Origin of the sequence: Ochrobactrum sp. XJ1, from assembly GCF_024701725.1 — a bacterium.
Lineage (GTDB): Bacteria > Pseudomonadota > Alphaproteobacteria > Rhizobiales > Rhizobiaceae > Brucella > Brucella anthropi.
The window spans coordinates 286,269-299,829 of the sequence record NZ_VDGD01000001.1; the positions used below are offsets into that span (position 1 = coordinate 286,269).

The following is a 13,561-nucleotide window of genomic DNA, read 5'->3' on the forward strand; positions in this document are numbered from 1 at the left end:
GCCTGCCGAAGGCACACAAAATGAAGGAACATGGCGGCGACGGCGATAGTCGGGAGCATCATCATTTGTCGTGGGTGACGATGACTGGGATCAGTAGATCACCCCGGTTGCCGTCGCCGTTCCCGTGCTGCCGAAGGCACACAAAATGAAGGAACATGGCGGCGACGGCGATAGTCGGGAGCATCATCATTTGTCGTGGGTGACGATGACTGGGATCAGTAGGTCACCCCAGTTGCCGTCGCCACCATGATGCCGGGCCGAGCGGACCAATTCCACGGAAACGCCTGCCTCGACCGCCTTCATGACGGTGTAGTTGAGGCGATGCAGATCGTTGGCGAGCATACGGATAACGGTCTGCTGATCCGTGGTCATGCTTGAAGATTGTTCTTCTGCTCTTTCCTTGACGCGTGCTGGCGAATTCATGGAACTGTTCCTCCTGTTTGTCGCCGGGCTGTTATTCAGCAGCCGGTCTGAACTGTGCTGTTTCAGTCGATTCCTTCATGGCGGTGGTCGAAGACTGGCCGCCGGTGATTGCGAGTGACACGGCATCGAAATAACCGGTGCCGACTTCACGCTGATGCTTGGTCGCGGTGTAGCCGTTGGCTTCGGCTGCAAATTCCGCCTGTTGCAATTCGGAATAGGCTGCCATCTGCCGGTCCTTGTAGCCGCGTGCCAGTTCGAACATGCCGAAGTTGAGCTGGTGGAAACCGGCCAGCGTGATGAACTGGAACTTGTAGCCCATCGCGCCCAGCTCACGCTGGAACTTGGCAATCGTGGCATCGTCGAGGTTCTTCTTCCAGTTGAACGACGGCGAGCAGTTATAGGCGAGCTTCTTGCCCGGATGTGCCTTGTGTACGGCTTCCGCGAAGCGGCGGGCCTGTTCGAGATCCGGCTTGGATGTTTCCATCCAGATCAGATCGCAATAGGGCGCATAGGCAATCGCACGGGCGATACATGGCTCGATGCCGTTCTTCACCTGATAGAAGCCTTCCGCCGTACGGCCAGCATCGTAATCGACGAAGGGCTGGTCGCGCTCGTCAATGTCCGAGGTCAGAAGCTTGGCGGCTTCCGCATCCGTGCGGGCAATAACCAGCGTTGCCGTTCCCATCACGTCAGCAGCCAGGCGCGCCGCGTTAAGGTTGCGGATGTGCGCTGCCGTCGGGATCAGAACCTTGCCGCCAAGATGGCCGCACTTCTTTTCCGAGGCAAGCTGGTCCTCGTAGTGAACGCCTGCTGCACCCGCCTCGATGAAGGCTTTCATGATCTCGAAAGCGTTCAGCGGACCACCGAATCCTGCTTCAGCGTCGGCAACGATGGGGGCAAACCAGGTATCGACCGAAAGTCCCTTGCCTTCGGCGGTTTCGATCTGGTCGGCACGCTGCAACGTCTTGTTGATGCGCTTGGCCAGTTCCGGGGCGGCATTCGCCGGATAGAGTGACTGGTCCGGATACATGGCCGAAGCCGTGTTCGCATCCGCTGCAACCTGCCAGCCGGAGAGGTAGATTGCCTTCAGTCCGGCGCGAACCATCTGCATGGCCTGATTGCCGGAAAGCGCGCCCAGCGCATTGACGAAATCTTCCTCATGGATCAGCTTCCAGAGGCGGTTGGCGCCCATCTCGGCCAGCGAATACTTGATCTCCACCGAACCACGCAGCCTTTTTACATCTTCGGCCGTATGCGCACGCTGGATGCCGTCGAAGCGACCCTTTGGTGCCGAAGGAATAAGGCTGTAAAAATCTGTCATTTCGGTGTCTCCTCACACTTTGGACTGGTTCTGGAAGAGCAATTTGTCTGCGCTCTTTCTGTGACCAGATTTACAATCGAGATTGTTAGTGCGCCAGAAAAACCAATAAAAAGAGCTTATAATTGAGGTAATGCTGTCGGAGTTTTGACTGGATGGCACTGTAAATTTGTAAATCTTGTCAAAGTTGAATTTTACAGCTATTTTGTCATGAATTGTAAAACTGCCGTTATGGGTCGGGAGGATCAGGTGAGCGAACGCAAGATATTTGCCGGCCCACGCATCAGGCGCATCCGCAACGAGCGAGGCTTGACCCAGACGGCGATGGCCGAGGCGCTTGGCATTTCGCCGTCCTATCTCAACCTGATCGAGCGCAACCAGCGGCCCTTGACGGTGCAGCTCCTGTTGAAGCTCGCCAGTGTTTACAAGCTCGACCTCGACAGTCTTCAGGCCGAAAGCGGCTCCACGATCACGGGGCTGAAGGAAGTGTTTTCCGATCCACTTCTGACCGGTGAACTGCCGGGCGATCAGGAATTGGTCGAAATCGGCGAGGCCGCGCCCAATGCTGCCGTCGGCATTATGAAACTTTACCGTGCCTATCGCGAGCAGCAGCAACGCTTGTCCGATTTGTCGCAATTGCTGTCGCATGAGGGAAGCGGGGCTGAGCTTTCCGCGACGCGCCTGCCGCTCGATGAAGTGCGCGATGTGATGGCGCGGCGGGCCAACCATTATCCTCGTATCGAGGAAGAGGCGGAGAGCTTTTACACCCTCCTTAAGCCGGACGGGGATTTACCCAGCGCCTTGAAGGACTGGCTGCGCCGCGAGCATGGCATCACGGTTCGCACGTTGCCGGTCGCCACCATGCCGAACTGGCGCAGGCGTTATGACCGGCATTCGCAGCGGCTGTTTATTTCGGAGCGTCTGTCGCCCTTCGATCAGTTGCAGGAAATTGCCATGGAGGCGGCATTGATCCGGATGCAGGTGGTGATCGGCGCAGAGACGGAAGGCTTGAAACTGTCGTCGGGCGAGGCCAAGCGCATCGCGCGGTTCGAACTGGCGCGCTATGCGGCGCAGGCTTTGATGATGCCTTATCGCCAGTTTCGCGATGCAGCCGTGCGGGCCCGTTATGATGTCGATGTGCTACGCACGCGTTTCGGGGTTTCATTCCAGCAGGCGGCAAACCGACTGACTACCTTGCAGCGACAGGGGGCAAGTGCGCAGCCCTTCTTCGTGATGGAAATCGACCATGCGGGCAATCGCCTGCGCGTTGCAGGGGCGGAAGGTTTTCCGACCCGCTTCGGCGGTCAATGCCCCAAGCTGCCGGTCTATGCGGCTTTCGCTCAGGCAGGGCAGGTGCTGGTGGAACCGGCGGAACTGCCGGACGGCTCGGCTTTCCTGACAATTGCCCGCACGCTGGAAGGGCCGCAGGGCGCATTCAGCGAGCGTCCGCGCCGGACAGCGCTGTTGCTTGGTTGTGCGCTGGAAGCGGGGAGCGACACGGTCTATGGCGCGTCACTTTCAAAGGCTGGCAATACCGAGATCGGTCCGGCCTGTCGTCTGTGCGAAAGGCAGGGCTGCATCACTCGTGCCGAGCCACCGCTGACACGTCCGCTCGGGCTGGATGAGATGGTGGCGGGGTTATCGGCCTTTGACTTCCAGTAGGGGCGCGATATTTCGGCTTTGCTGGCCTGCAAATGGCGTGGCTTTTCGCTTCCGGTGCTCACGTACCCAAAAGTACGCTCCGCTCCGGTTCTCAAGCCCCACCATTTTCGACTCAGCACAGCCCAAATCTTATTGCCCCACGGATGGGGGCGGGTGGGTCCTGCGATGCAATTTTTATGTTCGTCCTGTCACGACCCTGTTGACGAATGCTGTGCAATCTAAAAAAGTGCAATAAAGAAACAGTATATCCACCTTGAACCTGCACCGGAATTTATCGTGCAGATTGGAGCAAATGATGGGGATCAAATCCTTCCTTCTGGCAACGACCGTCGTGACGGGCTTTGTAGCGGCTGCCACATTTTCCGCGAGCGCGCAGGAGCGGGTGGTCAATATCTATAACTGGTCGGATTATATCGACGACTCCATTCTCAAGGATTTCACCAAGGAAACCGGGATCAAGGTCGTCTACGACGTTTACGACTCCAACGAAATTCTGGAGACCAAGCTTCTGGCCGGTGGCAGCGGCTACGATCTCGTGGTGCCATCGGGCGAATTCCTTGGCCGTCAGATTCCGGCAGGGGTGTTCCTGAAACTCGACAAGGACAAACTGCCGAACCTCAAGAACATGTGGGATGAAATCTCCAACCGCGCGGCAACCTACGATCCGGGCAACGAATATTCCGTCAACTACATGTGGGGCACGACCGGCATTGGCTACAACAAGGCCAAGATCAAGGAAGCGCTCGGCACCGACACGATCGACTCCTGGGACGTGCTTTTCGACCCGGAAAAGTCTGCGAAGCTTAAAGGTTGCGGCATCTATCTTCTTGATTCGGCCAGCGAAATGCTGCGCCCGGCTTTGAATTATCTGGGTCTCGACCCGAATTCGCCGTCGCCGGACGATCTGCAGAAGGCGCAGGACCTTTATCTGAAGATCCGCCCGAATATCCGCAAGTTCCACTCGTCTGAATATATCAATGCGCTGGCCAATGGCGATATCTGCATGGCCATCGGCTATTCGGGCGATATCTTCCAGGCACGTGATCGCGCTGAAAAGGCAAAGCAGGGCGTCGAGATCGGCTATTCGATCCCGAAGGAAGGCGCGCTGATCTGGTTCGACCAGATGGCGATCCCGGCAGACGCCAAGCATGTGCCGGAAGCGCTTGAATTCATGAACTACATGATGCGTCCGGAAGTGGCTGCCAAGGCTTCGAACTACGTGTTCTATGCCAATGGCAACAAGGCGTCGCAGGAGTTCATCGACAAGGAAATTCTTGACGATCCGGAAATCTATCCGACCGAAGACGTCATGAAGAAGCTGTTCGTGCCCACGCCTTATGACACCAAGACCCAGCGCGTGGTCACCCGCGCCTGGACCAAGATCGTCACCGGCCAGTAAGAGCCGAAATACTATGGGACCGATATGTCCCGCCCGACATCGTGAAGAGCGGCCCACTGTGCAGACGGAGGGCCGCTCTGCGTCTTGTAATACAGCAAATTATCGAGAGCGGTCCCGCTTTATAGACAGGCTTTTGGTTCCGGGTAGATCGGATAGGGGAACGGAATGGAATCTTTTGGCAGTTTTCGCCGCAAATTTGCGCCCTGGAACGATCCGGCGGCCAAGCCCTTCATTTCTTTTGAGAATGTGACGAAAATATTCGGCGATTTTACCGCCGTCGATGATCTCTCGCTCAATGTTTTCAACCGCGAGTTCTTCGCGCTGCTTGGCGCTTCCGGCTGTGGCAAGACCACGCTGATGCGCATGCTGGCAGGCTTTGAGGAGCCGACATCGGGCCGCATCACGCTCGACGGCCAGGATATGCGCGGCATCCCGCCCTATAAGCGCCCGGTCAACATGATGTTTCAGTCCTATGCGCTGTTTCCGCATATGACGGTCGAGAATAATATCGCTTTCGGCCTCAAGCAGGACGGCATGGCGAAGTCGGAAATCGATGCGCGCGTCGCTGAAATGCTCAAGCTCGTGAAGCTGGAGCAATATGGCAAGCGCAAGCCGCATCAGTTGTCTGGCGGCCAGCGTCAGCGCGTGGCGCTCGCCCGCTCTGTCGCCAAGCGCCCCAAGGTGTTGCTGCTGGATGAGCCGCTGGGCGCGCTCGACAAGAAGCTGCGCGAGGAAACCCAGTTCGAACTGATGGATTTGCAGGTCAAGCTTGGCATGACCTTCATGGTCGTCACCCACGATCAGGAAGAAGCAATGACCATGTCCGACCGCATCGCGGTGATGGACAAGGGCCGTATCAAGCAGGTGGCGACGCCGGCGGAAGTCTATGAGGCACCGCGCTCCAAATTCGTGGCCGACTTCATCGGCAATGTGAACATCATCGAAGGCGAAGTGGTGAAAGCCGCCAATGGCGAGGCCGAGATCGCTACCGAAAAATTCGGTTTCCACATTCAGACCGAGACTCGCGAAGAACTCAATCCGGGCCAGAAGGTCTGGTATGCGGTGCGTCCTGAAAAGACGCGGATCACACGCGAAAAGCCGGACGATGCGTCGGTCAATGCGGTGGAAGGCGAGCTTTGGGATATTGCCTATTTCGGCGATATGACGGTGTTTCACGTGCGGCTCGAAAATGGGCGCACGATCAAGGCTGCAAGCCTCAATGCCGTGCGCAAGACGGAAAATCCGCTGACCTATGACGAGCGCGTCTGGGTTTCCTTCGATACCGATGCCGGTCTGGTGCTGACCGCCTGAGGAGGGCACCATGCAGAAGCTCGTCGCTTCCATTGCCAGCCGTCTCGTCATCGCAGTGCCTTATCTCTGGCTGCTGGTATTCTTTCTCGTCCCGTTCTTCATCGTCTTCAAGATTTCCCTGTCGGAAGTCGCGATGGCGATCCCGGCCTATATGCCAACTTTCGATCTGGCACAGGGGTTCGCAGCAACGTGGGAGAAAATCAAACAACTCTCCTTCGACAATTATCTCTGGCTGTTGGATGATCCGCTTTATTACAAAGCCTATCTGTCCAGTGTCCGCATTGCGGCTATCTCCACCTTCCTGACCTTGCTTGTCGCCTATCCGATGGCCTATGGCATGGCGCGCGCGCCGACGACAATCCGTCCGACATTGCTGATGCTGGTGATCCTGCCGTTCTGGACTTCGTTTCTGATCCGCGTCTATGCATGGATCGGCATTTTGAAGCCGGAAGGCCTGCTCAATCAGTTTCTGATGTGGCTCAACGTCATCGATACGCCGCTCAATATTCTCAATACCGATACGGCCATCTTCATCGGGATCGTCTATTCCTATCTGCCGTTCATGGTGTTGCCGATCTATTCCTCGCTGGAAAAGATGGACTATTCGCTCATCGAAGCGGCACAGGATCTCGGCTGCACACCGTTCGCCGCTTTCTGGAAGATCACTTTCCCATTGTCGCTAGCAGGTGTGCTTGCGGGCTGCTTCCTCGTGTTCATTCCGGCCGTAGGTGAGTTCGTCATTCCGGACCTTCTCGGTGGTTCGCAGACACTCATGATCGGTAAGACGATCTGGAGTGAGTTCTTCTCCAATCGCGACTGGCCGGTCTCGTCGGCGGTGGCCGTGGTGCTCCTGATCCTGCTGATCATTCCGATCGTAATTTTCCAGCAGGCGCAGGCGCGGGCACAGGAAAAGGGGAAATAGGATGCAGAACAACTGGTCCCGCTTCAATATCGCATCGGTGGCTCTGGGCTTTGCCTTCCTTTATCTGCCCATCGTTCTGCTGGTGATTTACTCGTTCAACGAATCCCGACTGGTCACGGTCTGGGCAGGGTTCTCGACCAAATGGTATGTCGAGCTGTTTCGCAATCAGGCGCTGATGGATGCGGCATGGGTGACGATCCGTGTCGGGCTTCTGTCCGCAACGATTGCCACTGTTCTGGGCACGCTCGCAGCGCTGGCGCTGACACGTTATACGCGCTTTCGTGGACGCATCCTGTTTTCGGGCATGGTTTACGCACCGCTGGTCATGCCGGATGTCATCACCGGTCTTTCATTGCTGCTGCTGTTCGTGGCGATGAATTTCGACCGTGGCTTCTGGACGGTGACGCTTGCGCACATCACCTTTTCGATGTGTTTCGTGGCGGTCGTCGTGCAGTCGCGTCTGGTGAGCTTTGATCGTTCGCTGGAAGAAGCGGCAATGGATCTGGGTGCGCCGCCGGTCACGACCTTCATGAAGGTAACTCTGCCGGTCATCCTGCCTGCCGTGGTTTCAGGCTGGATGCTTGCATTCACCCTGTCGCTCGACGATCTGGTGATTGCAAGCTTTACCTCCGGTCCGGGCGCAACCACGCTGCCGATGAAGATCTACAGCCAGGTGCGCCTTGGTGTGACGCCGGAAATCAACGCTGTCTGTACAATCCTGATCGCGCTGGTGACCATTGGTGTCATCATCGCCTCGGTCGTCAACAAGCGTCGCGAAGTGCAGCGCCGCCGCGACGAGCAGGCGGCATTCCGTATGGGATAATGAAAAACGGGGCTTACTGCCCCGTTCCCATGGATGACGGTGAAATAAATGGCCGATCCCACGAGCCGCCGACGAAGAAATTGAGCGGCGGCTTGGCGGGCGGAGTTTCGGCTGGCGGCTGGCTATCCTGACCGTCTGTGCTGCCTTCCTGTGGCTGCTGCGGCTGGCTGTTCGGGAAAACGACTTCACCACTCAGCGCCAGACTGCGATCCACGAAAGGCACAATACCTGCCAGCGTCAGCGTGCCATCGGAAGTGTCGAGACGCGCATTTTCCAGCGTCGCCACACCATCGGAAAGATTGGCTTTCACATCCAGACGATTGAAGGCAAGCGCGACGTTTTCCTTCCGCTCCAGAGCGAAGAAGCGCTGGCTCTGCGCCTTGGTCAGAAAATCCTGCACGGCAAAGCCCTGCATCTGACCATTGTTGAGCTGGATGGAAACATTGCCCTGCGCATTGGTCAAAAGGCCGGACCAGCGATTGGCCGGACCTTTCATGAACAGGGAAACATTGCCTTTGCCGCTTACGAAAGGCTTGTCGAAGCCAAGTGCCGTAAAGAACTGCGAACTGTCGATATCTGAGGCGTTGAAACGCAATTCGCCGCTCGCACTTTTCAGGTCACGCACGATCTGCACATTGGCTTGCATGATGCCGTTGAAGGCTTTGGCGTCGCCGATGTCGAAGATGGCACGTCCGCCTCGTATCTGAACCGCAGCAGCTACACCCGTCATGTTCACCGGGCCCGCCGTGGCACTCTGCGCGGAAAGGCGAAGGTCGACTTCTGCGCGATCAATGAAGCTCGTATCGACCACGTCGCGGTCGTGATTGTTGCGCTCGTTCGGCGAGCGCGCGCCGCTGTCGGGCAGTGGAATGAAGGCTGAAAACAGGCGACCAAGGTCAAGCTTGTCGAAAGCCAGTGTTCCGGTTACCGCAGGCTGTTCCTGTTCCAGACCGATCTCGATCACGCCCTTGGCCGGGCTGTCGCTGGCGGTCATTTCCACATCGGCGAATTTCAGCCGTTTCGGCGTCGCGGTTATGGTGGATTCCAGCGAGAATGCACCGATTTCGGCGCTGCCCGCAATTGGCGGAAGGCTGAGCCAGCGCACCGCGCCGCTGAGTGACGGGGTCTTGGCAGTCAGATCTCCTTCGAAAAAACGATCCTTGGAAATATTCGCCTTGCCCTGAAATGTGAGGCTTAGCGGATTGGCGGTCAGGCTTGCGGTCACATCCGATGTGCCGCCCGCCAGAAGCGGCAGCGCTTGTGCGGCAGTCAGGCTGAACTGGGAGGTCTCTTCGCGCCATTTGGCGCTGCCTTTCAGCGTTGCGGCACTCGATGTGCGCGGCCATTCCAGCGTTGCGTTGACATCGGTTATCTGTTCGTCACTGGTGATTTCCGGCTCGCTATCCGGACGGTTGAAGGCAATCGTCCCATCACGAACCACGACACGGCCAAACGGTTGTGAAGCCTGCTGCGTTGCCTGTGCATTATCTCCGGAACCGTCTTTTTGCAGGGCGCGCTGCGCACGGATCGCGGTGCCGAGGCGTCCGTTGGAATTGGCGATGGCGTCGAGGAGCTGTGAGAAATTCGAAATCGGTCCGTCGAGGTTCACATGCGGACGGACGATCTGCGTTTCGGAAAACGAGATATGTCCCATGATGGCATCGAGCGGAGAAAGCTCCACATCGATGCGATCAGCGCTCATGAGTGGCTTCTGCCCCTGATCGGTAAGTTTGCTGAGCGTCACGCCGTTCAACGATGCGCGCAAAACGGGGAACACCTTCAGGCGAGGGGCTTGTCGCAGTTCAACGCTATAGCCGGTCCAGGCGCTGATTTCCTGTGCAACGCGGATACGGATGGCATCGGTAGAGACGATAAAAGGCACCACGGCCAGCAAGGTTGCTGCAGCCGCGGCGCAGAGAATGACGAGCGCAATTATGAGGCGCGTAAATCGGGGCCAGCGCATCAACCATCCAATCAGTGAAGTTTCATAGAAACACGCCACGTTTTTTCTTCGCGCCGCGCCTCTGGTATTCGTTTTTTGCATATAGTTATCGCAAAACTGCTGAGCACTTTTGCGCGACGTATTTCAAGCTGTAAACCAGCAATGGGTCAAAGCAAAGACGCTAGTTTTATGATAAGTCGTCTACGGTTGCAGAGAACGGAATCAAATCAACAACGCTGCTTCTTTCCTATGGTTAATCAATTGCTGCGCGGAAATTAACCCTGATTTTACAGTCGCTACTAATGCGTAAATTCTGAACGAAGAACTTAAGGCGTCGTTAACCGGCTTCACGCGATAAGGAATGCAACACTGAGTGATGATCGAGCTGCCGTTTCCGGTGCTCCGTTGCGAATTGCTTTTGTGTCCTTTGTCTCTGAGATTCTGATAGCGCCGGTTCGTCCGGCGCTTTTTTTTGTGTTGAATCAGGACATGAAAAAACCTCCCGCAAGGGGAGGTTCTTTAGTCTTTCAAGGTGCCGATCAGTCAGCCAGTACGCGTGTGGGCGGGAAGGCAATCTCGACCACCGTTCCGTGTCCCGGAGTGGAATCGATGGCAAATTGCGCCCGATTGGCTTCTACCATGGCTTTTGTCAGGGGCAGGCCCAGCCCGGTGCCTTCACTGCGCCAGTCCTTCGCGGTCTCGGCCTTGCGGCGTTCCAGCGCGTTGACCTGCCGGAATGGTTTCAGTGCCTGCTCGACCTCGGATTTGGTCATGCCGATGCCGGTATCGCGCACCCGCATCACGACATCGCCGTTCATTTCATAGCTTGTCGACACGATCACCTGACCGCCCGGAGCCGTGAAGCGCACAGCGTTGGACAGAAGGTTCAGGGCTACCTGCTTGATTGAACGCGTATCGGCAACAATGTCGGGCAGGTTGGATTGGAAGCTCGAACGGATGATGACGCGCTCGCGGTTGGCCTGCGGTTGCATCAGTGCAATGGCTTCGGCAATAGCATCGTTGAGTGAGACCGCTTCAAACTGCATGTCGAGAGCGCCAGCTTCGATCTTTGAAATGTCGAGCAGATCATTGACCAATGCCAGCACGTGATTGCCGGAACGGTTGATGTCGCGCAGGTAATCCCGGTAGCGATCATTGCCGATGGAGCCGAACTTTTCATCGGCCATCAGCTCGGAAAAACCGATGATTGCATTGAGCGGCGTGCGGATTTCGTGGCTGATGCGTGCCAGAAACTCTGTTTTCTGGCTTGAAGCGCGTTCAGCTTCCTTGCGCGCATTGGTCAGTTCTTCCTCGGTGCGTTTCCACTGGGTGATGTCACGCAGAACGGCGCAGAACCCACGCGTGTGCGGTAGTTTGCCGATGGTCATGAACAGCGGAATAAAGCCGCCCTTGGCTTCGCGGCCGATCACTTCGCGCCCATCATTGAGGACACTTAGAACACCGTTGCCGGAAAGTCCGTGCAGATAGTCCATGGCGGCGCGCTGGCTTTCGATGGCGAACAGCATCGAGAAGAACTTGCCTTCCGTCTCGTCGCGTTCATAGCCGAAGAGGGCGGAGGCCGAATGGTTCATCGAGCGGATGCGGCCTTCAGGGTCAATAAGGACAACGCCATCCGTCGCCGTGTCGAGAATGGTCTTCAGTTCCTCGACATGATCCGCAAGTGCCTGCTTCTCGTCGTCCTTGTCGATCGCAACCGGCGCTTCAGCGGGGGGCGCAACGGCTTCAACGGATACCGGTGCAGCTGCCACCGGCATCAGGCTCAGCATGAGTGCGCGGCCTTCGCGCCAGGAAATGGCGTTGAGATGCGCATCGACAGGTTCTTCACTGCCATTGGCGCGGCGCAACACCATACCCTGTCGCGTTTCGCCATCGTCGCTTTCGCTGTTGAACAGCACATCGACGCCACCCGCACCGCGAATATCATCAAGCGATTCATAGCCGGTGAGATCGAGCAAGGCCTGATTGACGTAATGGATCTTATCGCCCGAATGAATGATGACCGGCACAGGCAGATTGGCCAGCAGGGCCGTTTCATCTCCATAGGCCATTCCGGATGACGGAAGTGATGCTTCGTCGGCGCTAACTTCGTCGATGAGCGACGCTTTCACTTCGGTCTTTTCGACCGGCTGCGAGCTGTCAATAACGGTCTCGTCCGATATGGCGACCGTTTCGGTTTCGGCGCGCGAATTGGCAAGACCCTGCTTGCGCAGACGATCAGCAATTTCGCGAAATGCGTTGCGCTCGGTCTTGGTCAGCCCGCCTTCGGGACGCTCTTCGCGCTCCCGTTCTTTAAGCATCCGTGCCTGGTCCGCAGCCACTTTCTCTTCTGCGCAAGCGTTCAGTAAGCTGATCACCTTATCGGATTCTCGGCGTCCCGGTGTTGGCGCGATATCCAGCGGCGGCTTGGGCAGCGTTGCGACAGGACTGTCGTCATTGGCAATTTCTTCGCCTAGCGCCAGAACATCGTCGTCTTCGACAGGCGTTGCCGTTTCGACCGGTTCGCTGACGGGCTTGCGCGCCTGCGGAATGCCGCCTGCAAGCACCAGTCCGATTTTTTCCGGGTCCTTTTCGGCCTCAGCCGGACGCACCAGGCCAAAGCCGCGGAAACCGGTAAATTCCCGATCGCGCGAATAAACGGGCAGGGCGGCAAGCTCGACCGGCACGCGCAAATCCGTGCCTTCCACCGGCCACATCAACCGTTTTCCCGACCATGTGTCACGCTTGTCCAGCAGCGCCGCAATACTGCCATCAGGGTCGAAGCCGAAGACATTGGCCACATCGGCAAAGCGACGCCCGACGACATCAGCCGCATTCGGCCCAATCGTGGCGGCGAGGTCCGGCGATATTTCGCTGAATGTGCCGTCCGGTCCCACCTTCCAGATGAAGCGCGCGGGCGGAGCATCCTGTTCGAACACAAAACTGCGGGGCTTCTGCTGATCAGCGGAAGCATCTTCAGTATTTGCGCTCTCCACAGGCTCTGGAAGTATCTCTTCCAGAATTTCTTCGGCTTCACCCTGCAGAGCAGCGGGTGCTTCCAATGTCGCGACGGGAGCATCACCAATGATGCAAAGAAGATGCATGGGCGGTGTATCGGTCAGCCGCGTAATCGCTCCCGGCACGGAATGCTTTCCGGCGCGGATACGGCGCTTGACGATACGGTCGGTCGCATCTGCAGCTTCGATGACAAGGTCTTCCAGTGTCGTGGAGGAAATGTCGAGCACAGCAAAACGCGGGCTTGCGGCAATCACCCGGCTGTTCGCGTCGATCAGCGCAATATGCGTGCTGTCGTCGCTGAGGCCGGAAATGATGTCTTCAGCTTCTGTGTCCTTGCCATCGGCAGTCAGCAGCAGCCCGGACACGCCGTCGGGAAGTGTAATATGCGACACGCTGAACCGGGTAAGGTCGGAACGTAGTCCGCCGCCGAGGCGAACGGAAACGGTTCGGGTTTCACCCTCCGCATTGCTGTTCGAAGAGGCGATCTGCCGGCGTGTGGCGATGGGCAGATCAAGGCCGCCGCCGATCATGTCTTCCACGCGATCGAAGCCGAAAAGCTGCGCGCCGGGGCCGTTGACCCAAAGCACTGCCGACAGGTCGTGCTTCAGCACGAGCTGCGCATCGCCCTTTGCAAAGCCTTCGCGGATAGAATCCAGCGCGGCAATATCGATGAAGGGGTATGATCCTGACATACCTGTCCTTACCTGTTCTTTCGACCGCCCGCAGTGCTCGTTAACACCCTGTTA

Annotated in this window: 9 protein-coding genes; 5 read left to right on the forward strand and 4 right to left on the reverse strand. The window is 57.3% G+C overall.

Going from position 1 to position 13,561, the window contains the following annotated elements; all coding sequences use genetic code 11:
- Window positions 1-186 precede the first annotated feature (186 nt).
- A complete protein-coding gene (locus FG152_RS01450; RefSeq protein WP_010659117.1) occupies window positions 187-423 on the reverse strand; it encodes an SMc00767 family acetate metabolism repressor in 237 nt (78 codons plus the stop codon).
- Window positions 424-454: 31 nt separating this feature from the next.
- Window positions 455-1,744: an isocitrate lyase gene (aceA, locus tag FG152_RS01455; RefSeq protein WP_010659116.1), complete on the reverse strand. Its 1,290-nt coding sequence runs from the start codon at window positions 1,742-1,744 to the stop codon at window positions 455-457.
- A 246-nt stretch (window positions 1,745-1,990) separates the two neighbouring features.
- On the opposite strand from aceA, the gene FG152_RS01460 reads away from it, so the two are divergent.
- The 5 genes from FG152_RS01460 to FG152_RS01480 all read left to right on the forward strand — a co-directional run bounded on the left by FG152_RS01460 (window position 1,991) and on the right by FG152_RS01480 (window position 7,858).
- A complete protein-coding gene (locus tag FG152_RS01460) occupies window positions 1,991-3,403 on the forward strand; it encodes a helix-turn-helix domain-containing protein (RefSeq protein WP_010659115.1) in 1,413 nt (470 codons plus the stop codon).
- A 295-nt stretch (window positions 3,404-3,698) separates the two neighbouring features.
- A complete protein-coding gene (locus FG152_RS01465) occupies window positions 3,699-4,802 on the forward strand; it encodes a polyamine ABC transporter substrate-binding protein (RefSeq protein WP_010659114.1) in 1,104 nt (367 codons plus the stop codon).
- A 165-nt stretch (window positions 4,803-4,967) separates the two neighbouring features.
- Complete coding sequence (locus FG152_RS01470; RefSeq protein WP_010659113.1) at window positions 4,968-6,113, forward strand: ABC transporter ATP-binding protein; 1,146 nt, start codon at window positions 4,968-4,970, stop codon at window positions 6,111-6,113.
- A 10-nt stretch (window positions 6,114-6,123) separates the two neighbouring features.
- A complete protein-coding gene (locus FG152_RS01475) occupies window positions 6,124-7,035 on the forward strand; it encodes an ABC transporter permease subunit (protein WP_010659112.1) in 912 nt (303 codons plus the stop codon).
- A gap of 1 nt (window position 7,036) precedes the next feature.
- Window positions 7,037-7,858, forward strand: coding sequence for an ABC transporter permease (locus tag FG152_RS01480; protein ID WP_010659111.1), 822 nt, complete (start codon window positions 7,037-7,039; stop codon window positions 7,856-7,858).
- Window positions 7,859-7,871: 13 nt separating this feature from the next.
- Here FG152_RS01480 and FG152_RS01485 read toward each other — a convergent pair whose 3' ends face one another.
- Window positions 7,872-9,821 carry an AsmA family protein gene (locus FG152_RS01485; RefSeq protein WP_010659110.1) on the reverse strand — a complete coding sequence of 650 codons (1,950 nt, stop codon included), beginning with the start codon at window positions 9,819-9,821 and terminating at the stop codon, window positions 7,872-7,874.
- A 518-nt stretch (window positions 9,822-10,339) separates the two neighbouring features.
- Entirely contained in the window at window positions 10,340-13,507 is a 3,168-nt protein-coding gene (gene pdhS / locus FG152_RS01490) for a cell-division control histidine kinase PdhS (protein ID WP_010659109.1), read from the reverse strand.
- Between the last annotated feature and the right edge of the window lie 54 nt (window positions 13,508-13,561).

Excerpts from the sequence above, each read along its gene's own strand:
- FG152_RS01450 (WP_010659117.1), bottom strand. The coding sequence starts at position 423 with ATGAATTCGCCAGCACGCGTCAAGGAAAGAGCAGAAGAACAATCTTCA.
- FG152_RS01465 (WP_010659114.1), top strand. The coding sequence starts at position 3,699 with ATGGGGATCAAATCCTTCCTTCTGGCAACGACCGTCGTGACGGGCTTT.
- FG152_RS01480 (WP_010659111.1), top strand. The coding sequence starts at position 7,037 with ATGCAGAACAACTGGTCCCGCTTCAATATCGCATCGGTGGCTCTGGGC.
- aceA (WP_010659116.1), bottom strand. The coding sequence starts at position 1,744 with ATGACAGATTTTTACAGCCTTATTCCTTCGGCACCAAAGGGTCGCTTC.
- FG152_RS01475 (WP_010659112.1), top strand. The coding sequence starts at position 6,124 with ATGCAGAAGCTCGTCGCTTCCATTGCCAGCCGTCTCGTCATCGCAGTG.
- FG152_RS01485 (WP_010659110.1), bottom strand. The coding sequence starts at position 9,821 with ATGCGCTGGCCCCGATTTACGCGCCTCATAATTGCGCTCGTCATTCTC.
- pdhS (WP_010659109.1), bottom strand. The coding sequence starts at position 13,507 with ATGTCAGGATCATACCCCTTCATCGATATTGCCGCGCTGGATTCTATC.
- FG152_RS01470 (WP_010659113.1), top strand. The coding sequence starts at position 4,968 with ATGGAATCTTTTGGCAGTTTTCGCCGCAAATTTGCGCCCTGGAACGAT.